Here is a 25,164-nt window from a genome sequence, read left to right on the forward strand (position 1 = left end):
CTCCTTATTCATCTAATTCGCTCAGGTATTCATAGCGATCGTACTTCTCAAGCAATCGCTCATTTTCCTGATCCAATTCCTTTTGAAGGGCTGACAATTTGCCAAAGTCAGAGCCGTTTTCATTCATCTCCACTTCAATCTCTGCGATCCGATTTTCAATGGCTTCGATATCTGCTTCAATGCTTGCCCACTCTTGCTTTTCCATGTAGCTCATGCGTTTCTTCTCTTCTTTTGGCTTGACAGGTTTCTCTTTTTCAACCTTGTGACTGGCCGTTACTTGAGCTGCTTCAAAGGCTTTTTCATCCAGGTAATCCGTATAATTGCCAAAGAACTCCCGAATGCCCCCGTTTTCAAAAGCCAGGATCTTGCTTGCAACCTTGTCTAGGAAATAGCGGTCGTGGCTAACGGTAATAACGGGACCTCCAAAGTTTTGAAGGAAGTTTTCCAAAACTGTCAGGGTAGCGATATCCAAGTCATTGGTCGGCTCATCGAGGAGAAGCACATTGGGTTTTTCAATCAAGAGTTTTAAGAGAAAGAGCCGCTTCTTCTCACCACCGGAGAGTTTTTCGATCAAGGTTCCGTGCATGGAACGTGGGAAGAGAAATTGCTCCAAGAGATCTGCAATTGATGTCGTCCCAACGGTCGTCTTCACTTCCTCAGCAACTTCCTGGAGGAAATTAATCACGCGCTTGCTCTCATCCAAACCATCGATTTGTTGTGAGAAATAAGCCACCCTCACGGTTTCTCCGATGATGACTTGCCCTGACTGAGGCTGGAGTCGCTCGGCGATCAGATTGAGTAGGGTCGATTTTCCGACGCCATTATCCCCGACAATCCCGATGCGGTCCTTATTTTGCACCAAGAGGTTAAAGTCCTGTATAATCGGCTTGTTTTCAAAAGCAAAACTCACATCTTTAAACTCGATAACTTTCTTTCCGATTCGGCTGGTCTCAAAGTTCATCTCCAAATCTGTCTGGCTGCTTTGACCAGACAAGTCTTGCTTGAGATCATGGAACCGATTGATGCGTGCCTGTTGCTTGGTCGCACGCGCCTGAGGTTGACGCCGCATCCAGGTCAACTCCTGCTTATAGAGTTGCTGCTTCTTATGAAGAAGGGCTGCATCACGCTCGTCTTGCTCAGCCTTTAAGCGGACATAATCCTGGTAGTTGCCCTGATACTCGATCAAGCCACCTCGATCCAGCTCAAAGATCCGCGTCGAGATATTATCCAAGAAATAGCGATCGTGGGTAATGAAGAGCACAGTTTTCTTAGAGTTCTTCAAGAAATTAGTCAACCACTCGATAGTATCAATGTCCAGGTGGTTGGTCGGCTCATCTAGTAAGAGCAGGTCATGGTGAGACAGCAAAACTTGGGCCAGTTGCACCCGACGACGCAAGCCCCCAGATAGGTCCCCAACTTTGGCGTTCAAGTCTTCAATTCCAAGTTTGGAAAGGACTGTCTTGACCTGACTCTCAATTTCCCAAGCATTGAGCGAATCCATCTCCGACATGACCTTTTCAAGACGGGCTTGGTTCTCTTCTCGGTAATCCGCCATCAAAAATTCATAATCGCGAATGAGCTGCATTTCACGCAAATCACTAGATAGCACCGTATCCAGAACTGTCTTTTGATCATCAAAGTCTGGTTCCTGGGTCAAGTAGCCAATTGTATAATCACTCTTGGCAGAAAAAGGACTCACATCTCCATCAAAGCCAGAGCGACCCGACAACACATCTAACAGCGTGGTTTTTCCAGTCCCATTGACCCCGATCAATCCGATCCGATCCAAGTCGTGAATGATAAAGGAAATCTCACGAAAGACGGTCTTATCTCCGACAGATTTGGTTAATTTATCGACAATAAAATCGCTCATTTTTCCTCCTCTTTTGCTTGCTGGATATAGGCAATGATAGCCTCTTTTTCATTGGCCAGTTTCCCATCGACAATGGCATATTCAATTTTTGTCAAAATCTCTCCCAAGGCTGGACCTGGTTGAAAACCGTATTCTTTGATCAGCATGCCACCATTGACCACCACTTCATGCTTATCATGAATGGTCAAGCTATCATAGACACGCTCAATGGCCAAATAATCCACACTCAAGGCATACGCTTCCCGGAGCTCTTCAGCCACTAGCAACAAACGCTTCTCATACTTGTAGCAGGCACGCTTGTCTAGACTTCCATTTTCTCGTAGCTTTAGAATCTCCACGATCTGCTCCACCGTCTTAGCAAAGTCTCTAGAGGTCTTCCATTTCTTAAAGAATTTTGGAATATCTTGAATCTCTAGTGCTAAGACCAAAGCAGCCCAGGCTTGCTCAGAAGTTGAAAAGGTATATTCCAACTCTATGTCAAACAAATGCTCGATAGCTTCTTTACGATCCTTCATCTCTGGCAGATAGTGATAGGCTCCACTGGCCAGCATAGCCTCCAAGCCTTGTCTCCAGTATGGAGAAAGCAAGAGCTTATCAAACTCGATGAAGGTGCGCTCTACTGAAATCTTCTCTAGTAATGGCGCACACTCCTTCATAGCGTCAAAGGTTGCCTCTTCTAATTCAAAGCCAAGACTGGCTTGAAAACGAAAGCCTCGCATGATCCGGAGCGCATCTTCGTTAAAGCGTTCGTGAGGAAGCCCAACCGCCCGAAGGACCTTGTTTTCTAAATCTTCTAGTCCATGAAAGAGGTCAACAATTTCTCCTTTTTCATTTAAAGCAAAGGCATTGACGGTGAAATCACGGCGCTTGAGGTCTTCTTCAAGTGAGCGTACAAAAGACACCGAGCTCGGGCGACGATAATCGACATAGACATCCTCCGTCCGGAAGGTCGTAATTTCATATTCTTGACCATTTTCAAGAACCAAGACGGTCCCATGTTCGATACCGACATCTACTGTTCGATCAAAAATCGCCTTGGTCTCTTCTGGGTATGAGGAGGAAGCGATATCGACATCGTGAATTGGACGATCCAAGAGGGCATCACGGACAGATCCCCCTACAAAATAGGCCTCAAAACCAGCTGCTTTAATCTTCTCTAATATTGGTAAAGCCTCCTGAAACTCAGAAGGCATCTTTTCTAATCTCATAGTAAGTGTTCCAAACCATAAACAAGCTCATGACGCTTGACAACTTCTTTAATCCCTAGATTTACTCCTGTCATGAAGGAAACACGATCATAGGAATCATGACGGAGAGTCAACCCTTCGCCTTGGCTACCAAAAATCACCTCTTGGTGAGCGACTAGGCCAGGTAATCGAACCGAATGGATGCGCATCCCTTCAAACTCTGCCCCTCTTGCACCAGGCATCAACTCTTCTTCATCTGCTGCACCTTGCTGGATTTTCTCGCGTTTCTCAGAGATCAGCTCAGCTGTCTTAATCGCTGTTCCACTCGGAGCATCTTTTTTCTTATCATGGTGCAGTTCGATGATTTCCACATTTGGGAAATACTTGGCCGCTTGCGCTGCAAATTGCATCAAGAGCACAGCTCCAATAGCAAAGTTCGGAGCAATCAAGCCCCCCAAATCCTTTTCACGCGAAAGGTCTGTCAATTCCTGGATCTGCTCAGGAGTGAATCCAGTCGTTCCCACAACAGGAGCAAAGCCATTTTCAATTGCAAAGCGAGTATTCTCGTAAGCAACCTTTGGCATGGTAAAGTCCACCCAAACATCTGCTTCAAGACCTACGACATCTTCTTTGCGGTTAAAGACGGGGACCCCTGCAACCTCTGTCTCATCAGTAAATGGATCGATCAAGCCAGCTAGTTCTAGCTCAGGATCTTCAGAAACCATCTGGTAGGCTGCTTGTCCCATTTTCCCCTTGAAACCTGCAATAATGACTTTAATTGACATAGAATTCTCCTTAAACGATAGGGATATACCCAACTGCTAAGCTATGGTCGCCTAAGTGCGTCCCAATCACGCCTCCAAAGGTAGCAAAAGGAATTTCTCCCTCTACCCCTTCAGCCACCAACATCTGACGAAGCGCTTCGGCTTTTTCAGGTACATTAGCATGGATGATAAAGACTTGGTAATGACCTCCGGTGAGTCCTTCATCAACGATTTCTACCAAGCGTTTCATAGCTTTCTTTTCCGTACGGACTTTTTCAAAAACTTCGATGACACCTTGGTCATTAAAATGAAGGATCGGCTTGATACTCAAGAGATTGCCAATGATGGCAGCGCCATTTGACAGGCGTCCCCCCTTGACCAAGTGATTCAAATCATCGACCATAATATAGGCAGTGGTCCCATCAATCTGGTGTTGGACATTGGCCACAATCTCATCAAACAAACGACCTTCACCAGCCCATTTCAAGCAATCTTCTACCATCATTCCTAATGGAGCGCTAGTGATTTTTGAGTCAGGAAATTCGACGGTCAAGCCTTCAAATTCGTCCTTCAAATATTGGATATTTTGGTAAAATCCAGAAATGCCTGATGACAAGAAGAGACCAAGAGCATGCGTATAACCTTTAGCTGTCAAACCAGATAAGAGTTCTTCTAACGCTGCCACACTCGGTTGGCTGGTCTTTGGTAATTCCTTAGACGCAGCCATCTTTTGGTAGAACTCGTCGTGTGTCAGATTCTTCCCTTCCACATAGGATTCTCCATCGATATAGATCGGAATGTCTAAAATAAATAAGTCGTCGTGATGGAGAAGGTGCTGCGGTAAATAGGCAGACGAATCCGTAATCACTGCTAATTTCATTGATTAAAACTCCAAATTAATACCCGGTAAATCAAGGGCAATTTCTGTAACTTCATAAGTCAAACGGTTGAGCATATTCAAGCAAGGGCGAGCCAATTCTTCCACTTCGTCTTTGCTGAATTCGCTTGGTTCATTGACATAACGACCAAACAAGTGGTTGATTTGAGTGATGGTTCCGCTGATCACAAAACCGTCAAAAACGATCATGTAGCTCAAGATGACAATCAAAGAAGTCGTGTTTTGTTCTTGATCACGATTGATCAATTGAAAGTTTACATCTACTTTTGTTTCAGGGATGCCATTTTCTTTTTCCCACTCAAAATTACGAGCGTCATAGTGGTATTGGCTGACAAATTCTTTTTCACGTTGAATATCCATTTTTATTCTCCTAAAAATATGCGATAGGCTTATTATATCATAATTCAGCTCAAGATACCAACGCCGAATGAGGTGATTTTTTCGCTAGTACAAGAAGAAAAGACCAGGGAAGTTTGGCCAGTCTTTAACTTGTTTTTCTCAATTCTTCTATAACTCTTTTGTAAGGATCGAAAAAACAAGATAAAGACTTTTGAATGACGATTAGTCATAATAATACCAACCGCCATCCCTATAAATTCTTATGGGTTGCATCTCATAAATTCCAAATTCTTTTGGTGTGCTGGTAGCATTATCTAAAGAAAAGCCAACCATGAATTTCGTTTGTTCATTCTGATTCACCTTTCCTCTAAGAGTTAACATATAGCCACCACCTTGAGGTGTTCCATTGCCTACTTGTCCAACTTCCATACTATCCCAATCAAACTGGACACTATCAACTTTCGGGCTCAACGATTTTACAAAATCAGCCATATCTTTTTCCTGTTCCTTTAAATAAGCCAGTTGCTTCTCTTTCGCACTGAGTTGCTTACTTGCTTGGGCGTCATTTGTAAATATATTTTTCTTTTGATTCGTAAGGATCACACCCCCTGCTATTACAGAGGTAATAGCTAAAAGAATGATCAGTTTCCCTTTTTTCATGATCCGTCCTCCTAGAAAAGGAAAAGTTGTTCCAATTATAACGAAATCTGATTTGATTGGCAATTTTCTTTACTAGTTTGTGAGGTTGAAAAAAAGAAAGACCGGAGACCCGACCTTTCTCTGAACAAAGAATACCTAATGGCGCTCGACCAAAACCTGACGTTGCTTGTTTAGCTCATCGTCCTTTTGTACATCATAATATCTGTCAAACTCATCCTTGGTATTCACTTGATGGACCAGACCATCAGAACTCAATTCTGCTGGAATCGTAATTCCTTCATAGAGATTCGTATTATCAGGAACGAAAAGTTGGTACAAGTCGATAAACTGTTGAACATTGCCGTAAACTCTATCATTTTCAAGTTTTGAGTCTAAAAGGATGTAAAATTGAGAATCTTTTTCTGACAATAATTGATATACTTTGGGAGAATATTTTTCTAAAACGCTTCCTTTTAGATACTTTTTATTGAACATTATTTGATTTTGATGGTTCCAATCATAATACGAAATCGTATTTAATTTACTATTCATATCTGACAGTCGTTCTCTCAATTCACCTAGAGCTACACTAGGTATCTCAGTATTCTGATCTTCTTTATGATCTTCCCATTCTATTGTTTTAGTTTCCAAATTCATCCAAACTTGTTTTCGATAAGAAAGATCATGGCCAGATTCATATGTAGAAATAGGTAAGTAAAATTTACCATTCATTTCAGCAATATTTCCTATGGCTGTTGGGACATAGTTAGCATTGTATTTCGCAAACAGTTTATAGAGATCTACCTCTGATTCTTCTAATTTCTTATTTGCTATTTTATAAATTGATAATGTGTAGTAATTTTCTGAGTTATTTTTTGATGACATTATTTTAGGCTTATAGGAATCAAGCTTCATATTCTCTCTAACAATGTAATTTTCATTGGATGCTCCATGTATATTATTTAAATAGTTCCTGCTGGTTTTTGAACCATACTTTAATACTAAGTCATCTTCCTTTTTTGTTTGGCTCTTCCAATGAACTGCGACACCTCGACCGTCCTCTAAAAATTCATAGGAATCAATTTTCCATTTCCCAGTATATAAAAATAACTTTTCATATTTATCACGCTCCTGCTTGGCTTTTTCTATTTTTTGCTGATGTTGATAGGCAAAAAGTCCAAAAACAGCGACTGCAATTGCTAGAACTAACGAAGTAGCAATAATTATTTTCTTTTTCATTTATCTTTTTTCCATCTCTATTATAAATCTAATAAATTTCTAAAAATTTTTAGAAGGCTACTCGTCAAAAAGTTTTCCTTCTACACGAAGTGGACTACCGCTACCAAAACCTTCGATTAAATCTTTCTCGCCATTTTTACCGTCTTTTAAATAGACCAAAACACTCCAACTTGAATTTTGGATATGATTAAAGCCTCCAAAAACTCGAAGAACTTGACCGCCGCTCTGAGGAGTACCATTTCCTACTTCTTCCCATTGTGTTTCATCCCAAGCAATCTGGACAGATTCAACTTTAGGACTTAACGATTTTACAAAATCTTCAATTTCTTTTGCATGCTTTTTTACATCTTCTAACTGTTGTTCCTTGGGACTGGCTTGCTTTACTTGATGACTATTAATTGAAAACAAGTTTGGATATTGAGAACCGATAATGGCCACTCCTGATAACGCAATTGCTGTAAATCCCAATATGAGAACTTTCTTCTTTTTTCTCATTGATCCTCCAAGAAAAATGCTTTCTACTATCATATCGAAATCTATAGAGATAAGCAAGTTCATCACTAGTTGGTGTTTTTAGCAATAAAAAAGTGAGTGGGAAAGAACTCCGTAAAATAAAAAAGTTGAAAAGGTTCCCCAAACCTTTTCAATCTTCCCACCCCCGCACAGTTGATTAGGTCATCTTTGGAGCTTATAAAGTGAACAAAGATGCCAATCAACCACTGCGTCATATATTTATTTTTATAAGACTTCAAAGGCTGGACGATTTTTGCCCAGCCTCTTTTAGTCATGTTTAGTTTTTAGGTTTGCGAAGCAATCCGAATAAGATACCACTTACGACTGCACCGATCAATACGAACAAGATGTAAAGAAGTGGATTTGATGTAAGGGCGATAACGAAGATACCTCCGTGAGGAGCCATGAGTTTCAAGCCTGCAAAACCAACAAGGGCACCTGTCAATGCTGAACCTGCAATGAAGCTAGGGATGGCACGAGCTGGGTCAGCTGCACCGAATGGAATGGCACCTTCTGTGATGAAGGAAAGACCCATGATAATGTTTGTCAAACCAGAATCGCGTTCTTCTTGTGTGAATTTATCTTTGAACAAAACTGTTGCCACGAATACTGCCAATGGAGGAACCATACCAGCTGCCATAACTGCCGCCATAACAGTAGAACCACCACCAGAAAGAGCTGAAGCTGTCAAAGTACCTGTACCAAATACATAAGCAGCTTTATTAACTGGTCCACCCATATCGACAGCCATCATACCACCGACAAGAAGACCAAGAAGAACTGCTGAACTTCCTCCAAGATTTGTAAGGAAAGTATTCATTCCAGTGTTAATAGCTGACATTGGAATGTTCAATACAAACATAATTGCTGCGGTAAATCCAACACCAAGCAATGGCAAGAGTAAGATTGAACGGATACCGTCGAGTGTACGTGGAAGACCTGCAAGAACTTTACGAAGAACAAGAATCACTCCACCTGCAAGGAAACCACCAACCAAGGCTCCAAGGAAACCGGAACTTTGTGCGGCAGGAATAGTTGCTTTAGTAGCTCCGTATGCAACATTTCCGAGGGCAGCACCGCTGTCAGCAATAGCACCTGCTACAAAACCAGCAACCAAACCTGGTTTTTCTGCAATAGAGAATCCAATAAATCCTGCAAGAATTGGTAACATGAAACCAAAGGCAGCTTTACCAGCAGTCATGAAGTAAGCAGCAGGCTGGTTATAAGAACCAAGTTGTTTCAAAGACTCAAGGTCAGTTGGCACACCAAGGATTTGGTCGAACAAGAAGGCAAGGGCGATCAAGATACCACCACCGATAACAAATGGAAGCATTTGAGAAACCCCACTCATCAAGTGTTTGTAGAAGGCTCCACCCAAGCTCAATTTTTCTTGGCTAGCGCTAGCTTGTGCTGCATTTTCAGCGTGGAAGACATCTGCTTTGCCATCCAAGATGGTTTGGATCAATTCTTCTGTTTGACGGATACCGGCTGCGACTGGTTTAGAGATCAATTTTTTACCATCGAAACGAGCAGTTTCAACTGCTTTATCTGCTGCAATAATAACCCCTTCAGCTTTGGCGATTTCTTCAGCTGTCAAGCGGTTGCCGACACCTGATGCCCCGTTGGTTTCAACGCGGACTGTGACACCCATTTCTTCCCCTTTTTTGATGAGGGCTTCTTCTGCCATATAAGTGTGGGCGATCCCTGTTGTACATGCTGTAACAGCAACGATGAGAGGTTTGTCAGATGAAGCTGCTTCTTTGACCGCTTCTGCTTTTTTCGCTTCTTCCGCGGCAGCTTCTTGCTCTTCTGCATCAAAGGCAGCGATCACTTGATCAGGAGTGCTTGCTTGGCGAAGTTTGTCCGCAAATCCTGGTTTCATCAAGTACTTAGACAATTCAGCAAGGGCTGCCAAGTGAGTGTCATTTGCTCCTTCTGGAGCTGCGATCATGAAGAACAAGTCTGTTGGTTGACCATCCAGTGAAGCATAGTCCACACCCTTGTTTGATTTGGCAAACAAGACAGTTGCTTCTTTGACTGCTTCATTTTTGCTGTGGGGCATGGCAATTCCGTCACCCAAACCAGTGGAAGTTTGTGCTTCACGGTTCATGATTCCAGCCTTGAAGGTGTCAAAATCTGTCACCACACCATTATCAACGAGCGATTGGACCATCTCATTGATCACGCCCTCTTTATCTGTTGCTTGAAGATCAAACAACATCACGTTTTTATTTAAAACGTCTTGAATTTTCATAGTTTTTCTACCTCTACTTTTTCATAAGTTTCTTTTATATAGTCAGCTGTTGCCAAATCATCTGAGAAGGTGGTCGCTGTTCCACAAGCCACGCCCCATTTGAAGGCTTCGATGACATCTCCTGTTGTTGCGAGCTTCCCAGTGAAGCCTGCCACCATGGAATCTCCAGCCCCAACAGAGTTCTTGACTTGTCCTTTGATTGGTTTTGCAAAGTAAGTTCCACTAGGACTGACAAGGAGAGCACCATCACCCGCCATGGAAATAATGACGTTTTGTGCACCCTTGGCCAAGATTTCTTTGGCGTAGCGTTCAATTTCTGGCAATTCCGTCAAGGTAACACCAAAGATATCTCCCAATTCATGGTTGTTTGGTTTGACCAATTGGGGATTGAACTCCAAGGAATCAATCAAGGTTTGTCCTTCAAAGTCGCAAACCACTTGCGCACCTGTCGCACGTGTTGCTGCGATCAATTGTTTGTATACGACATTCCCAAGTGAAGATGGAGCAGATCCTGCAAAGACTACCACATCATCCGCTGTTAAGCTCGATAAGATGTTGAGCAATTCTTGCAACTGCGCTTCCGTCACTTCTGGCCCGTTCCCATTGATCTCTGTTTCCTCATCAGCTTTGATCTTGACATTGATCCGTGTATCTTGGTCCACTGTCACAAAGTTGGTTGAAATGGCTTCGCTAGTCAGTACGTCTTCAATGAAGCGTCCAGTGAAACCACCGATAAATCCAGTCGCTGTGTTCTCGATATCGAGACGCTTCAAGACACGACTGACATTGATTCCCTTACCACCGGCAAATTTATCTTCTGAAGCCATCCGATTGACCGCTCCTGTCTCTACATGATCGAGACGGACAATATAGTCAATTGCTGGATTCAGTGTTACTGTATAAATCAAACCTCTATAACCTCCGTTTTTTCTTTTAAAACCTTTAATCGTTGCGGTTCACATTGATTGGTGATAATCATGGCTCGCTTGATCGGAGCCACTTTGACAAAGGATGTCACCCCAATTTTCGAATCATCCGCTAGGATATAGGTTTTTTTCGCATTTTCGATAATCGCACGCTTGACAGATCCTTCTTCCAGGTCTGGAGTGCTGTAAAATTCATCATCGATTCCATTCATTCCAAGAAAGGCCTTGTCAAAATTCAACTGACCGATCTGATTGAGCGCGATCCCTCCGATACTAGCATCTGTAGAAGATTTTACCTTCCCACCGATGATGACCGTCGGAACATTTCGCTCGACCAACTTGGTCGCATGGTGAATCGAGTTGGTCACCACGGTTACCGTTGGATTGACAATTTCTTGTACCAAAAGTTCATTAGTCGTCCCAGCATCGATAAAGATCACGTCATGATCTTTGATCAATTCCGCCGCTTTTATCGCGATTTTTGACTTAACTTGAATGTTTTTGATAGATTTTTCTTTATTGCTTTCTTCCTCTTGAAGAAAATGCAGGCTTTCCGCACCACCGTGAACCCGGCGAAGTTTACTTTCAGCTTCTAATTCATCCAAGTCACGTCGAACCGTTGATTCAGACGTCCCTAGCTCTTGTACAAGGGTTTCTAAGGAAACAAATTTTTCCTTCAGTACCTTCTCGAGGATGAATTGTTTTCGTTCAGACTTAAGCATTTCTCCTCCTTTTGCAATCGATTACAAAGACTATTATACTCCATCTCCAAAAAATGTCAACACTTTTTATCAATTTCTATCATTTTCTTTCAAAAATTCTAAAAGTGTACAAAAAAAGAGCAGGAAAGAACTCATTTTGTTAAAAGAGTCCTTTTCCCACCCTCATCAATCTTCTTTGAAGAGTTTAAGCAATAAAGTGTCTAAGCATCCACTCTATCTTCGGTATGTCTTAATCATTTTTTGAAGATTGTTTCTTTTTCTTAAAACCAAACAATCCAGCAAGTAGCCCGACGGCAACACCTGTTGTTGCTACTGCATATTTAGAGGAATCAGATCCAGCCACAGCTTGGCTGTTTTCTTTTTTCGGTTTGATTTCTTCTACTTTAGCTTCTTGTTTTGGAGCTGGACTAGCTGTTGGTGCTTGCACTTGCGGACTATTGGTAGTTGTTGGAAGAACGGTTGGTCTATCCGGGAAAGTTGTTGGATTGCTTGAGCGGATATCCATTGGCATATCTGCTGCTTCTAAAATAGCTGGATCCATTCGAGACGCTAGATCTTCATATTGGGAATTCAACAGTTCCACGACACTTTGATAAGATTGAAGGGTTGTGAATTCTGCTTCCAATTTTTCTTTTTTATTCTCTAAATTAGCCACCGCAGCTGATAAAACGGATTGGGCTTTGACCAATAATTCTGGAGCATTTTTAAAGTCAGAAAGACGTTTTTCAGCTGCAACTAGTCGCTCTTGCGCCGCCTTCAAGCCCTCATGCGCTTCTTGAACGACTTGGGCTTTTTCTGCTTCTTCTGCTTTTAAACGATCTAATTTCTCACGCGCAGCTGCTAACAAATCTTTCGCTTTTTGAAGTGCTGCTTCTTTTGGTTGGATGGCTGCTTCAATCCGACCTCGAGATACATCAAGAGTCGCCTTCGCCTTTTCAACCGCATGGTCCTTGCTAACGAGAAGAATCTTGTAATTTTGGATGGTCTTTTGGACATTGGCCATTTCTACTGCCACATTCGAATTAGCATGGCGAGCATCTTCTAACTTGCCTTGCAAGATAATGATTTGTGACTCTTGATTGGCCTTGTCCAGTTTGAGATTAGCGACTTCATCAGATTTTGCTTTGACATCTGATCTTGTCGTTGTAGCACCAGCTCCCTGACGCAATTGGTAAGCAAGTGCATTGGTTGACACTGCTGAGGTAACTGGACTGTGTAAGAAAGCAGCTTCTGACATGGCATTACTTGGGTCATAAGCCACTGATAAAGCCGTTGCTTTGTTGTCCACCATTTGGAGGTAATGACCAACCTTGGCAAAGGCCTCAGCCCCAATCTTCATATAGATGTCATTGGCATCGATTTGTGTTTCGTCTGTTGGTAGACCGTATTGAGCTGCTACTTCTTGGTAAGCCGCTTTTTCATTGTACCAAAAATCTACTGCACCAGCAGGTGAGAAGCCATAAGCAATGTTTTCGTTTGGCAAATACTTAAACATATGCCAGTTAGCCTTTTTGAAGTATTCTAACTGAACTTGACTGGCAGGAAGGGAATAAGGATCCAGCTCCAATTCAGGCAAACCTGCATTGCGACGATAGCTATTAATGGCATCTGCGATTTCAAGAGCTCGAAGATTGGCTTGCAAGGATCCAGACTCTCCAACCATCAAGCCGTCTTCTTCACGACCACGCTTGTAGAGGGCTAAAGCACTTGCTGCAGCTTCATTGCCATTGTCAGCCAAGTGTTGCAAATAACCTTCATAAGTCGCTTGGCTTAACTGAACCGGGCTATTGGCCGCTGCTTGTTCTAAGGCTGCCAACTCTGCTTCATTGGTTGCGATGACCGCTTTCAAATCTGTCAGACGCGTTTGAGCCAGTTGAATATCGCTCTCAATTTGAGCCACTGTATCTGAGCCAGTTTGCTGACTTGCTTGCAAGGTCGCGAGATAACTCTGAGATTCTCGAATACTTTGCTCGACTTGGCTTTGCTCCAACAAGGCCTGGTTTAGCACATTCTCATCATTTGAAATCGGTACTTTGGCTTTGTTCAATTCATTTTGTGCTACATCGACCAAAGATTCCTGAGCTGTGACCTGATTTTCCTGTTGTCGAACAGCTTCTACGACTTGATCATGTGCGGCTTCTGCTTCTCGAACCTTATTTTCTTCGATGGTCACATAGGCTTGAGCCACCTTGACGTCATTTTCTGCATTCTGAACTTGTGCATTTGAAGTCGTTGCGATGAGGTTTTCCGCATCTGTCACATCTGCTTTCTTTTCTTCTAGTTCTTGTCCAGCAGCCTTGACTTCCGTTTGAGCATCGATCACTTTTTGCTCTTGGTAGTGGACATCTTTCACCACTTGCCCTTTTTGAGCTGTAATTTGCTTCAACTCATCAACTGTAATTGGTTTTTCGACTACTTCCGTACTGTTGGTTTCTGCATTTTCATTTTGCTTCACTTCTTCCGCACTAGCCTTATGATGAAACATTCCAGACAGTACCGTTGTCGCCGCAACTCCTGTCGTAAAAACCGATTTTCCTAATTTCTTTCCCATTAAACTCACCCCCAAAACTGAATCATTTTCTTGAAGTTTCTCTACCCCATAGCATACCACATTTTGTTACCAATAACTAGTAGGTTTAAAAAGTTTTTTTCATAAAATTTTGGGGCAAAAGAAAAACAGCTAAGGCTGTTATAGAATGTAGACAAACTATTTTAAAGTAAAATAAGTTAAATGATTCTGTAAAAAAATTAAAATGAGTTCCAATTTTAATATCGATTCAGAGGAATACCGAAACTTTCCGCTGTGAGAAAAGTGCCTGAAACAATAACGTTTCAGGCACTCGGAATTATTGAGACCTTAGGCTCAATAATTAGTCATGGAACTTCGTAGAAGTTCGCTGACGTCCGTACTCACCTAAGGAAAGTTTTTAATATGACTTTGTCTTCAATCTGAAACAGCTGACGCTATTAGTCTTCTTGTTTAATTTGTTCCAACATCTTCATTTCTTCTGCTGTCAATTCGTAGTTGTCTAGCAAGTCTGGCCGACGTTCTAAGGTCTTTTTCAAACTCTGATAGAGGCGCCACTGACGGATATTTTCATGATGACCACTCATGAGAACATCAGGAACTGTCATTCCTCTGTATTCATAAGGCCGTGTGTATTGAGGATATTCCAGAAGACCAGAGGAGAAACTGTCATCCTGGTGACTGGACTCTTTTCCGATCACTTCTGGAATCAAGCGAACTGTCGCATCAATCATGGTCATGGCAGCAAGTTCCCCACCCGTCAGGACATAATCCCCCAGTGAAATCTCATCCGTTACCAAGGTCTTGATCCGCTCATCGTAGCCCTCATAGTGACCGCAGATAAAGATCAATTCATCTTCCTGAGCCAACTCTTCTGCGTAGGCTTGGTCAAAGGTCCGACCAGCAGGATCCAGCAGGATCACGCGCGGATTCTTCTTCTCAATGGCATCAAAGGCATCAAAAATCGGCTGAGCTCGCAAAAGCATGCCTTGCCCGCCACCATAGGGTTCATCATCCACATGCCGCGCCTTCTCTGCATTTTCGCGGAAATTATGGTAGTTGATCTCTAATAGACCTTTTTCACGAGCCTTTCCGACGATGGAGTGCTCCAGGGGTGAAAACATCTCTGGAAAGAGGGTTAAAATATCAATCTTCATCGTCTAACCCTTCCAAGATATCTACATCCACTCGGTTTCCTGGAATATCAATATGGAGGACCACTGGTGGGATATAAGGCAAGAGAAGGTCTCGTTTACCTTTGCGTTTGACCACCCAGACATCATTGGCACCTGGTTGAAGGATCTCCTTGATCTGACCGATGAGCTGGTCATTTTCATAAACATCAAGGCCAATAATCTCGTGGTAGTAAAATTCACCCTCCTCCAAATCCGTCAAGTCTTCCTCGGAAACCTTGAGACTAAAACCCTTGAACTTTTCGATGGCATTGATATGGTACATATCCTTAAACTTGATGATATCAAAGTTCTTGTGCTTACGGTGACTGGCAATGGTCACTGTTTGGACAAACTGATCCTTCTCATCGAAGAGAGCCAACTCCGCTCCTTTTTTAAAGCGCTCTTCCGCAAAGTCTGTCACAGACAAGACCCGCATCTCCCCTTGTAAGCCTTGGGTATTGACAATTTTCCCAACATTAAAGTAATTCATGATTTCTCCAGTGTAGTTTATTCACTCTATTTTATCACGTTCAAGAGATTTTCTCAAATGGACTTATCTGCTAGAAACTGCTCCAAATCCCGCTCGTGCTGGTATTTTACGGCTGCTGTTTTATCTTTTTCAAAGATAGTTTTAGTAAGGTCGATTTCATTAATGGCCGCGATAGCGACCGTGTAGTGAATCATATCAGCTAGTTCTTTAGCCAATTCCTCATTTGAATCTTGGACACCCGCTTTCCGTCCAGAACGTCCATTTAACACCTCGGCTACTTCGCCAACCTCTTCAACCAGCTTGATAAACAAACCTTCTTCCGTCCGGGTATTCTGGTAATGTTCTTGTAAATAGGCTTGTAACTGGCCAATGGTCACTTCTTTCATTCTTTCTCCTTCCAACAAAAAACGGGACCAAGTCCCGCCTTTTTATTTTTCGTCAATAACGATTCTTACTTTTTTATCTTCAGTTGGGACAGAGTAGACAATCGTTCTTATCGCAGAAATGGTGCGACCTTTTCGACCGATTACACGACCAACATCGCTAGGATCAAGGTCAAGGTGGTACTCCAAAAATTCAGGAGTATCTTCGATCTTGATGGTTAAAGCATCCGGTTGTGAAATCAAGGGTTTCACAATTGCAATAATGAGATTTTCAATCGTATCCATACATCAACCTACTTAAAAAATTATTTTGAGAATTTAGAATCGTGGAATTTCTTCATCACACCAGCTTTTGAAAGGATGTTGCGAACTGTATCTGAAGGTTGAGCTCCATCAGCCAACCATGCAAGAACGCGGTCTTCTTTCAAAGTTACTTGGTTTTCTTCAACAAGTGGATTGTAAGTTCCAACTGTTTCGATGAAACGTCCATCACGTGGTGAACGTGAATCTGCTACGTTAATACGGTAGTAAGGTTTTTTCTTAGAACCCATACGAGTCAAACGAATTTTAACTGCCATTTTTATAAGTCTCTTTTCTATATTTTAATTTTCGGTGAAATAGACAAGCTATTTAGCACATGATCTATTATAACACATTTTATAGAGCTGTCAAGAAAAAAACTTGACAGTATTTAAAATTTTTTATTTTATCAGTAAATCGGCGATTTCTTGATAGTTGCTAACGGTATAAGTCGGTACTACCAGGCTGGTATTTTCCTTACGATCAGGATTATACCAGACGGTATCAATCCCCGAAGCATTTCCTCCTGCGATATCCGCCGTCAAGGAATCTCCGATCATAAGGGTCTCTTCCTTGCTAAAACCTGGAATCAGTTGGCCAACTTTGTCAAAAAATGCAGGTTCTGGTTTCTGAGTATGAAGCTGTTCAGAGATAAAGACCTCTTTGAAATAAGAAGCAATTGTAGAATGAGCTAAGCGTCCTTCTTGAATGGCAGTCACTCCGTTCGTTGCACCATAGAGCTGGTAACCTGCTTTTTCAAGTCGAGCCAGTAAGTCCTCCGCACCGTGGAAAGACTGCCCCTGAAGACTGATGTAATCTTGGTAGCGAAGAGCCATCTCAGCCCCATCAACCGTGATCCCAAAGTGGGCAAACCCAATTGCAAACCGACTATCCACGAGCTCTTGCTTGGTTAATTTCTTTTGTTCCAAATCCTTCCAGAGCCCTTGGTTCATGGGTTTGTAGTAATCCTTAAAGGCCTGTACATCTGGAAAATTCATGTCTTCTAACATCTGCGTCAAGGCTGTTTCTTCAGCAGATTCAAAGTCCAACAAGGTATGGTCCAAATCAAAAAGTAAAAATCTATATGCCATTACAAACGATCCTTCAATTTTTCTACAAATAAATAAGCCGCTGGGCAAGTGAGGGTATTCTTGATGGTTAGATGGTTGATCTGATAAATCTTCTTGCGATCGGTGTGAGGGAATTCCCGACAAGCTTTTGGACGAACATCATAAATGGAACAGAGATTGTCCCCACCAAGAAAGGGGCAAGGCATGGATTTAAAAACCTTGTCCCCATCTTCGTCAACTTGAAGAAATTCTGCCTCAAAAGCAGGAAGTTTCATCTTGAAATATTTGGCGATCCGCGTGATATCGGCTTCCTTAAAATCGGGCCCTAAGGTCTTGCAGCAATTAGCACAAGCCGTACAATCGATTTCTTGGAAAACTTCATCGTGGATTTCTTGCGCTATTTTATCTAAATTCTTAGGTGGCTTCTTCTTGAGATTCGCCAATACCTTGCGGTGCTCCTTTTGCTTTTGGAGAGCTAACTGATGGTATTTTTCAATATCAATTTCCTGTGTCGTCCTCTATTTCCTCTTCTAAACAATAGAAGCATTATACCACAAAGACTGTGAAAAAGGGAGTGGGGCAGAACTCCGAGGAATTCAAAGAGTTGAAAAGGTTCCCCAAACCTTTTCAATCTTCCCACCCCCGCACAGTTGATTAGGCTATCTTTGGAGCTTAAAAAGCGAACAAAGACTTGTGAAACTTGCTGCGCAAGTCCTATCCACCACCTCAAAGCAGTGCTCTGAGCAATCAACCACTGCGTCATACTGTTATTCTTATCAAACATCGAAGGCTGGATAGTTTAAGTAAAACTTCCTCTTCATCAATCCGTTACAGCGCCTGTTCCATCTAGGCTCCAAGTGTCTTCGACATAAGGAGTAAATTGAGTTATTGTTTTCTCAAATCCTTCAACAACAATCAAATAAACCTTATCATCTTTTTGGAATACCCATCCAGCAACCTGCAGACCTGACTTGAGAAATATATGTATTTTAAGCGACTCATTTCCTCCAACAGTCGTCGTAGATTTTGTCATTTTCTCAACAATTTTATAATCATTCCACCTACTCTCCAACCTTTGAGCTATTAGCTCTGCATTAAATTCAACTCCTTCGGGGACATTTGCTTTTTCTCTAGTGGCAGCATTTAAAACAATAATATTGAAGGCGTTTTTATCTGTGTACTGAATGTTATCCCCAACTTGGATATTGTCATTCTTTTTCCAATCACTCGGGATATTGACATAGCCATAATCTGCTGAGCCGATTCGTTTCGTTTCTACAGTCCCCTTATCACTATCTGGAATTTTTTTCTCTACATTGCTACTTGATGTTGTAGTCTCTTTCACCACATTCGTGGAACTAGATGCTGCCGATGATTTACTAGACTCTTTCTTTGGACTTGTACAAGCAGAAAGGCTTACAACAGACAAAAACGTAACAGACGCGAGTAGGAACTTATTTTTCATATTCTCTCCTCAATGATGTATTTTCTTTCCACTAGTCTACCATGATTTTCTAGGATTTGAAAGTGCGATATCTATAGCATAAAGAGACTAGAAATGATTCTAGCCTCTCTTCATCAATCCTTTACAGCACCTGTTCCATCTAGGCTCCAAGTGTCTTCAATGTATGGGATAAAGGTTTTCAAGGTTTCTGCATCCCCTTCAAAAGAAATGGTATACACTTTATCACCCTTCTGGAAGATCCAAGTAATCAGGTATTGACCAGATTTCATGACAATTTGAAGCTGGTAGGCGTCCAGACCTGAGACTTTAGTCCGCGCTCCCGTCATCTTCCCAACATCTTGGTTATCTTGCCACATTACGGCCAGTTTCTTGGCTAAAAATTCTGCATTAAACTCGATATCTGCAGGGACTTTTGCCTTTTCCCGCGTAAAGCTGTTCAAGGTGACAATATTATAGCCACTCCCATCCGTATACTGGACAGCTTCTGTCCCATCGATATCCGTGAATTTGAACCATTTACTTGGAATATCGATGTATCCATAATCTGCATTTCCAATTCGCTTGGTTTCTTGACTGGAAGTGTTTTTCTTTGTAGAAGAAGTATTCTTTGACGAAGAGCTGCTTGTTTGCTTTTCGACTTTGCTGCTACTTTCTTTTGTAGAAGAAGCTGCTGTGTCCTTTTGAGTGGTGTGACTACAAGCCATTAATGTGCAGGTAGAAAGAATCGTCAGTGATGTGACCCATAATTTGTGTTTCATGCTCAACCTCCTTGAGAACGTTTTCTTTCTTCTAGTCTACCATGAAAGTGGGTATTTTAAAATAGGATAAGTGTCACATCTGATCGATCCTTTCTACTTCAGTCTATTTCTTTTACACCTAAAACAAAAGGCTGGGACAAAAGTCCTAGCCTCTCAATTATTTTTGGATTGTCGAGCAAGACGCAGTGGTTGAGTGGGCTCTACTACGCTGATTTCATCAGCTTTTACATCCCTACTCAACTGTGCGGAGGTGGGACGACGAAATCGAATTCTAACGAATTACCGATTTCTGTCCCACTCTCTAATTGTTATTCTTCATCCATTGACAAGACAGATAAGAAGGCTTCCTGTGGTACTTCTACAGATCCAATGGCCTTCATCCGTTTCTTACCAGCTTTTTGCTTTTCAAGAAGCTTGCGTTTCCGGGAGACGTCCCCACCATAACACTTGGCCAAGACATTCTTACGAAGGGCCTTGATATCTGTACGGGCCACGATCTTATGACCGATGGCTGCTTGGATAGGAACTTCAAACTGTTGACGAGGGATGATCTTCTTGAGTTTCTCAACGATCAACTTACCACGTTCATAGGCAAAGTCCTTGTGAACGATAAAGCTGAGGGCATCGACAGTATCCCCATTAAGAAGGATATCCATTTTAACCAATTTAGAAGGACGATATTCAGACAACTCATAGTCAAAGCTCGCATAGCCACGAGTAGAAGATTTCAATTTATCAAAGAAATCAAAGACAATTTCCGCTAGTGGGATTTGATAGATGACATTCACCCGATTTTCATCGATATAATCCATGGTCACAAAATCCCCGCGTTTGCGTTGAGCTAATTCCATAACTGCCCCGACAAACTCTTGTGGCACCATGATTTGGGCTTTGACATACGGTTCTTCGATCGAAGCGATCTTGGTTGGATCTGGAAACTCAGATGGGTTTGAGACATCCAGTGCTTCTCCATCTGTCAAATTAACCTTGTAAATAACAGACGGCGCTGTCATGATCAAGTCAATGTTGAACTCACGCTCCAAACGCTCTTGGATAACGTCCATATGAAGAAGACCCAAGAAACCACAACGGAAACCAAAACCGAGAGCTTGAGAAGTTTCCGGTTCAAATTGAAGACTGGCGTCATTCAATTGCAATTTTTCTAAAGCTTCACGAAGATCATTGTATTTGTTGGATTCGATCGGGTAAAGACCAGCAAAGACCATTGGGTTCATCTGCTTGTAACCATGAAGAGGCTCACTTGCTGGATTGGTCGCTAGGGTCACCGTATCCCCGACACGGGTATCCGCAACGGTCTTGATAGAGGCCGCAATATAGCCAACGTCTCCAGTCGCAAGGAAATCACGTCCAACTGCTTTAGGAGTAAAGATCCCAACTTCTGTGACATCAAAGGTCTTACCATTGCTCATGAGTTGGATCTTATCGCCTGGTTTAACCATTCCATTGACCACACGAACCTGAAGAATTACCCCACGATAGGCATCATAAACAGAGTCAAAGATCAAGGCTTGAAGAGGGGCTTCAACATCACCCGTCGGTGCTGGAACTTTCTCAACAATCTGCTCCAAAATTTCTTCAATCCCGATACCAGCCTTGGCAGAGGCTAGGACAGCTTCACTAGCATCCAGACCGATGACATCTTCTACTTCTGTGCGCACCCGCTCTGGATCTGCAGCCGGCAAGTCAATCTTATTAATGACTGGCAGGATTTCCAAATCATTGTCCAAAGCAAGGTAAACATTGGCTAGAGTCTGGGCTTCAATCCCTTGAGCGGCATCTACTACGAGAATGGCACCCTCACAGGCAGCGAGCGACCGCGAAACCTCATAGGTAAAGTCCACGTGTCCTGGTGTGTCAATCAAGTGGAAGATATAGGTTTCCCCATCTTTAGCCGTGTAGTTCAACTCTATGGCATTCAGCTTAATGGTAATCCCACGTTCCCGTTCCAGGTCCATACTATCTAAAAGTTGGGCTTGCATCTCTCGACTAGATACGGTTTCGGTTTTTTCTAAAATTCGATCGGCCAAGGTTGACTTTCCATGGTCAATATGGGCGATGATAGAGAAGTTCCGAATCTTCTCTTGTCGTTTTTTTAATTCTTCAAAATTTGGCATAATCATCTTCCTAGTCAATTTAATCGTACTCTTCATTATAACAAAAAAGATAGGCCTTTGCCTATCTTAATTCATTATTTTCAAAAATCGCTTCTGCGTTTTATTTCCCTCATAGCCAATGCGTTCGTAAAAGAGATGCGCTTCTTTTCGATGAGAGGCAGAATTTAAACGGATAAAAGCAGAATGCTTGCTTTTGGCAAGATCTTCTACTCGCTCCATCAATTGGCGACCAATCCCACGTCCTTGAGCAGATGGAAAAACCGCTAGACCCAAAACATTCAGACCGGCGTCACTATAGAGACTTTCATAAACTTCTGCTTCCGCATAACCAAGAATATGGCCTGTTTGGTCCTCTTCATAAACAAAGCAAAAATGACCCGAATCTGGCGAATTAAATTTATCGATCTGAGCTGCCACTTTCTCAAGGGTCGAATCATACCCCAATGCTTGGTGACATAAATCTCTAATTTGACCTGCATCTTTGACTTGAACAGTACGAATCATAGCTCCACCTCCATGAACTCTTTGCTTTTATCTTAGACCTTTTTCCTCAAAAAGTAAAGGAATACCCGATGAAATTTTAAGCGAAAATCCGATTTAGATCAAATTCATCTTTTTTTCACATTTCTCAGGGATTTCTATTTACTTTTTCGATTTAATTCATTATAATAGTAAGGGTAAATACAAGGAGGTGAGTACGTTGGCCAGAGGTCGTGGAAAAGCAAGCCCTCAAGACAAAGAGGCATTACGGATTATATCGGAAAAAATTAGAGAATTACTGAAAGAACAAGGAAAAAAGCAGATCGAATTATCTCGTATTACTGGAATCCCTGCAAGTACCCTGACTGGATATGTAAAAGGAACTTCTCTTCCCGTTCCTGAAAATTTAGAGAAGATTGCAGCCTTTTTCCAAGTAGCAGTTGCTGAAATTGACCCTCGATTGCGCAATGATTTTGTTGTCATTGATTCTGAGATTGAACGATTATACAAACAGCTCGATGAAGGAAATCAAGAAAATCTTCTTTCTTATGGAAAAAGTCTCTTGACCCATCAAAAAGAAAGACAGAAGATTGAAAAGCAATACCACTCTTATTCTGTCTATGATTCTTTTGCAGCTTACCAAAATCAGAAACAAGCGGATATCGTCTGGTTTGATCAAAAGATTTCTTACGATTTGGCTTTTTGGATTCATACAGATTCCCTCGAGCCTAAATACGAAAAAGGGGCTGTTGTGTTAATCAAGCAAACCTATTATGATCAGGCAGGGGCTATTTATGCCATTGATTTTGACGGGCAAACGTTGATCAAACGGGTATTTCGTGAGGCCAACGGTATTCGACTGGTTTCCCTCAATAAGAAATATAGTGATCAAATCATTCCATTAGATGAGGAACCTGGGGTGATTGGAAAAGTGATTGATGGCTTTGTTCCTCTTGATTTGGAGGAAATCAAATGATTAAATTAATCGCGATTGACTTGGACGGAACTCTTTTGCATGAGGATAAGACTCTCTCTAAAGGCAATATTGAAGCTCTTCACCGGGCCCATGAAGCCGGCTATGATATTGTGATCTGTACGGGGCGCCCCTTAGCGGGTGTACGGCCTATCTTTGAAGAGATTGGACTCCCTGATGGTAACTACTATATGATTATCAATAACGGGTGTACAACCTTGTCGACTAAGAATTGGGAAATCATTGGCAAGGAAGAATTGAGCCTTGAGGACATGCACCGGTTGCATGTTTTGACAGAAAATACAGACGTCCAGCTAACCTTATTTGACATGGATCACTACCTAGTGGTCGCACCTGAAGCCAGTGAACTTGTCACGATGGATGCGGGTATTGTTAATAGTAAACCGACACCTGTCTCAGAAGAGGATCTGCCCAACCTTGTTCCTATTTTTCAAGCCATGTACGTAGGAGATCCCTCTGCTATTGATGATTTCCAAGCCCAACACGAGGCTGCGTTGGAAGCCGATTTTAACACTGTTCGTTCACAGGATATCCTGTTTGAAATCCTGCCAAAAGGCGCGAGCAAGGCTTCTGCTCTTCAAGCATTAAGTCAAACATTGGGCTACAGGAGAGACCAGGTCATGGCTCTTGGAGATGCCAATAATGACCTTGAAATGCTACGTTTTGCTGGTTACAGCGTTGCTATGGGAAATGGCAATGCTGCTGTCAAGGAAATCGCCAACTTCATCACCCTGACCAATGATGAGGATGGCGTGGCCCATGCTATTCACAAATTAATTGAAACTGAAAAAGGAGAATGACCATGAAATACCAAAATTTGTTGGACCGTTTTATTACCTATGTAAAGGTTAACACACGTTCAGACGAAAACTCTACAACCACTCCAAGTACCCAATCACAGGTTGATTTTGCAACAAATGTATTGATCCCTGAGATGAAACGCGTGGGTCTTCAAAACGTCTACTATTTGCCAAACGGCTATGCTATTGGAACGCTTCCAGCTAATGATCCAAGCTTTACACGCAAGATTGGATTTATCTCTCACATGGATACCGCTGACTTCAATGCCGAAAATGTCAATCCACAAATCGTTGAGAATTATGATGGGGGTGTCATTGCCCTTGGTGACTCTGGTTTCACACTCGATCCAGCCGATTTTGCTCATTTGAACAACTACAAGGGACAAACCTTGATCACGACGGATGGTACTACTCTTCTGGGTGCAGACGATAAGTCAGGTATCGCTGAAATCATGACAGCTATTGAATACCTGACAGCTCATCCTGAAATCAAACACGGAGAAATCCGTGTCGGCTTTGGTCCAGATGAAGAAATCGGAGTTGGGGCAGATCAATTTGATGCAGAGGATTTTGACGTAGACTTTGCCTATACTGTCGATGGGGGTCCTCTTGGAGAGCTTCAATACGAAACCTTCTCAGCAGCTGGGGCTGAAATTACCTTCAAAGGACGCAATGTCCACCCAGGTACAGCCAAAGGTCAAATGATCAACGCTCTTCAATTGGCCATTGATTTCCATAACAAACTCCCTGAAGGAGCACGTCCAGAATTAACCGAAGGCTATGAAGGCTTCTACCACTTGATGAACATCGATGGAACTGTCGAGGAAGCAAGTGCCAGCTACATCATTCGGGACTTTGAAACTGAAAGCTTTGAGAAACGCAAAGACCTTATGAAATCTATTGCCGATCAGATGAATGCGGAGCTCGGTAGCGAACGCGTTCTCCTCACCCTCAAAGATCAGTATTACAACATGAAGCAAGTGATTGAAAAAGATATGACACCGATTACCCTTGCTAAGGAAGTCATGGAAGATCTTGGAATCACTCCAATCATTGAACCAATCCGTGGTGGTACAGATGGATCTAAAATTTCCTTTATGGGGATTCCAACACCAAATATCTTTGCCGGTGGCGAAAACATGCATGGTCGCTTTGAATACGTTAGCCTCCAAACCATGGAACGCGCAGTTGATACCATTATCGGTATTGTGACCAAAAAATAAGAAACAAAAA

At 42.3% G+C, this 25,164-nt stretch carries 26 protein-coding genes; 3 read left to right on the forward strand and 23 right to left on the reverse strand.

Annotated features, from left to right (window positions below; genetic code table 11):
* Positions 1-4 precede the first annotated feature (4 nt).
* The 23 genes from M1G14_RS06485 to M1G14_RS06595 form a co-directional block, all read right to left on the reverse strand.
* A complete protein-coding gene (locus tag M1G14_RS06485; protein ID WP_247926415.1) occupies positions 5-1,873 on the reverse strand; it encodes an ABC-F family ATP-binding cassette domain-containing protein in 1,869 nt (622 codons plus the stop codon).
* A complete protein-coding gene (locus M1G14_RS06490) occupies positions 1,870-3,081 on the reverse strand; it encodes a CCA tRNA nucleotidyltransferase (RefSeq protein WP_247926416.1) in 1,212 nt (403 codons plus the stop codon). The genes M1G14_RS06485 and M1G14_RS06490 overlap by 4 nt, the downstream gene beginning before the upstream one ends.
* Complete coding sequence (gene dapB / locus M1G14_RS06495; protein ID WP_049522726.1) at positions 3,078-3,845, reverse strand: 4-hydroxy-tetrahydrodipicolinate reductase; 768 nt, start codon at positions 3,843-3,845, stop codon at positions 3,078-3,080. Before dapB ends, M1G14_RS06490 begins: the two co-directional genes overlap by 4 nt.
* A gap of 10 nt (positions 3,846-3,855) precedes the next feature.
* Positions 3,856-4,704: a DegV family protein gene (locus M1G14_RS06500; RefSeq protein WP_009731098.1), complete on the reverse strand. Its 849-nt coding sequence runs from the start codon at positions 4,702-4,704 to the stop codon at positions 3,856-3,858.
* A 3-nt stretch (positions 4,705-4,707) separates the two neighbouring features.
* On the reverse strand, positions 4,708-5,082 hold the full coding sequence (locus tag M1G14_RS06505) for a DUF1149 family protein (protein WP_003001888.1): 375 nt from the start codon (positions 5,080-5,082) through the stop codon (positions 4,708-4,710).
* A 201-nt stretch (positions 5,083-5,283) separates the two neighbouring features.
* Complete coding sequence (locus tag M1G14_RS06510; protein WP_049472526.1) at positions 5,284-5,721, reverse strand: hypothetical protein; 438 nt, start codon at positions 5,719-5,721, stop codon at positions 5,284-5,286.
* A 135-nt stretch (positions 5,722-5,856) separates the two neighbouring features.
* Positions 5,857-6,939: a hypothetical protein gene (locus tag M1G14_RS06515; RefSeq protein ID WP_049472527.1), complete on the reverse strand. Its 1,083-nt coding sequence runs from the start codon at positions 6,937-6,939 to the stop codon at positions 5,857-5,859.
* Positions 6,940-6,996: 57 nt separating this feature from the next.
* Entirely contained in the window at positions 6,997-7,434 is a 438-nt protein-coding gene (locus M1G14_RS06520) for a hypothetical protein (RefSeq protein ID WP_049472528.1), read from the reverse strand.
* Positions 7,435-7,729: 295 nt separating this feature from the next.
* The gene (locus M1G14_RS06525; protein ID WP_247926417.1) at positions 7,730-9,706 is read right to left on the reverse strand and encodes a PTS fructose transporter subunit IIABC; all 1,977 of its coding nucleotides are present in this window, start codon (positions 9,704-9,706) and stop codon (positions 7,730-7,732) included.
* Positions 9,703-10,614, reverse strand: coding sequence for a 1-phosphofructokinase (gene pfkB, locus M1G14_RS06530; RefSeq protein ID WP_049522728.1), 912 nt, complete (start codon positions 10,612-10,614; stop codon positions 9,703-9,705). Before pfkB ends, M1G14_RS06525 begins: the two co-directional genes overlap by 4 nt.
* The gene (locus tag M1G14_RS06535; RefSeq protein ID WP_049472532.1) at positions 10,611-11,354 is read right to left on the reverse strand and encodes a DeoR/GlpR family DNA-binding transcription regulator; all 744 of its coding nucleotides are present in this window, start codon (positions 11,352-11,354) and stop codon (positions 10,611-10,613) included. Before M1G14_RS06535 ends, pfkB begins: the two co-directional genes overlap by 4 nt.
* A 229-nt stretch (positions 11,355-11,583) precedes the next feature.
* Positions 11,584-13,905 (reverse strand): CAP domain-containing protein, encoded by a 2,322-nt coding sequence (locus tag M1G14_RS06540; protein ID WP_247926418.1) that lies wholly within the window; start codon positions 13,903-13,905, stop codon positions 11,584-11,586.
* A gap of 416 nt (positions 13,906-14,321) precedes the next feature.
* Positions 14,322-15,038: a tRNA (guanosine(37)-N1)-methyltransferase TrmD gene (gene trmD / locus M1G14_RS06545; protein WP_049522798.1), complete on the reverse strand. Its 717-nt coding sequence runs from the start codon at positions 15,036-15,038 to the stop codon at positions 14,322-14,324.
* Entirely contained in the window at positions 15,028-15,546 is a 519-nt protein-coding gene (gene rimM / locus M1G14_RS06550; protein ID WP_049522797.1) for a ribosome maturation factor RimM, read from the reverse strand. Before rimM ends, trmD begins: the two co-directional genes overlap by 11 nt.
* Positions 15,547-15,599: 53 nt before the next feature.
* Positions 15,600-15,932 carry a MazG nucleotide pyrophosphohydrolase domain-containing protein gene (locus tag M1G14_RS06555; protein ID WP_049522796.1) on the reverse strand — a complete coding sequence of 111 codons (333 nt, stop codon included), beginning with the start codon at positions 15,930-15,932 and terminating at the stop codon, positions 15,600-15,602.
* A 42-nt stretch (positions 15,933-15,974) separates the two neighbouring features.
* Positions 15,975-16,214 carry an RNA-binding protein KphA gene (gene kphA / locus M1G14_RS06560; RefSeq protein ID WP_003001620.1) on the reverse strand — a complete coding sequence of 80 codons (240 nt, stop codon included), beginning with the start codon at positions 16,212-16,214 and terminating at the stop codon, positions 15,975-15,977.
* Positions 16,215-16,234: 20 nt separating this feature from the next.
* Positions 16,235-16,507 (reverse strand): 30S ribosomal protein S16, encoded by a 273-nt coding sequence (gene rpsP / locus M1G14_RS06565; protein WP_003007475.1) that lies wholly within the window; start codon positions 16,505-16,507, stop codon positions 16,235-16,237.
* A gap of 123 nt (positions 16,508-16,630) precedes the next feature.
* Positions 16,631-17,320, reverse strand: a complete 690-nt coding sequence (gene pynA, locus M1G14_RS06570) for a pyrimidine 5'-nucleotidase PynA (protein ID WP_049486146.1) — start codon at positions 17,318-17,320, stop codon at positions 16,631-16,633.
* Positions 17,320-17,802, reverse strand: coding sequence for a YkgJ family cysteine cluster protein (locus tag M1G14_RS06575; protein ID WP_247926421.1), 483 nt, complete (start codon positions 17,800-17,802; stop codon positions 17,320-17,322). The genes pynA and M1G14_RS06575 overlap by 1 nt, the downstream gene beginning before the upstream one ends.
* Positions 17,803-18,119: 317 nt before the next feature.
* Positions 18,120-18,764, reverse strand: a complete 645-nt coding sequence (locus M1G14_RS06580) for a hypothetical protein (RefSeq protein ID WP_049522793.1) — start codon at positions 18,762-18,764, stop codon at positions 18,120-18,122.
* Positions 18,765-18,877: 113 nt separating this feature from the next.
* On the reverse strand, positions 18,878-19,522 hold the full coding sequence (locus M1G14_RS06585; protein ID WP_049522792.1) for a hypothetical protein: 645 nt from the start codon (positions 19,520-19,522) through the stop codon (positions 18,878-18,880).
* A 308-nt stretch (positions 19,523-19,830) separates the two neighbouring features.
* The gene (gene lepA, locus M1G14_RS06590; protein WP_009731117.1) at positions 19,831-21,657 is read right to left on the reverse strand and encodes a translation elongation factor 4; all 1,827 of its coding nucleotides are present in this window, start codon (positions 21,655-21,657) and stop codon (positions 19,831-19,833) included.
* Between the two features lie 66 nt (positions 21,658-21,723).
* Positions 21,724-22,161: a GNAT family N-acetyltransferase gene (locus tag M1G14_RS06595; RefSeq protein ID WP_049523377.1), complete on the reverse strand. Its 438-nt coding sequence runs from the start codon at positions 22,159-22,161 to the stop codon at positions 21,724-21,726.
* Positions 22,162-22,357: 196 nt separating this feature from the next.
* On the opposite strand from M1G14_RS06595, the gene M1G14_RS06600 reads away from it, so the two are divergent.
* From M1G14_RS06600 to pepT, 3 genes are read left to right on the forward strand one after another with little or no spacing between them, the layout of a single operon-like run.
* Positions 22,358-23,113: a LexA family transcriptional regulator gene (locus tag M1G14_RS06600; RefSeq protein WP_049523379.1), complete on the forward strand. Its 756-nt coding sequence runs from the start codon at positions 22,358-22,360 to the stop codon at positions 23,111-23,113.
* Entirely contained in the window at positions 23,110-23,931 is an 822-nt protein-coding gene (locus M1G14_RS06605; RefSeq protein ID WP_049523381.1) for a Cof-type HAD-IIB family hydrolase, read from the forward strand. Before M1G14_RS06600 ends, M1G14_RS06605 begins: the two co-directional genes overlap by 4 nt.
* 2 nt (positions 23,932-23,933) lie before the next feature.
* On the forward strand, positions 23,934-25,154 hold the full coding sequence (gene pepT, locus M1G14_RS06610) for a peptidase T (RefSeq protein ID WP_003011473.1): 1,221 nt from the start codon (positions 23,934-23,936) through the stop codon (positions 25,152-25,154).
* Positions 25,155-25,164: the final 10 nt, after the last annotated feature.

Origin of the sequence: Streptococcus parasanguinis (genome assembly GCF_023109675.1) — a bacterium.
GTDB classification, from domain to species: Bacteria; Bacillota; Bacilli; order Lactobacillales; family Streptococcaceae; genus Streptococcus; species Streptococcus parasanguinis_I.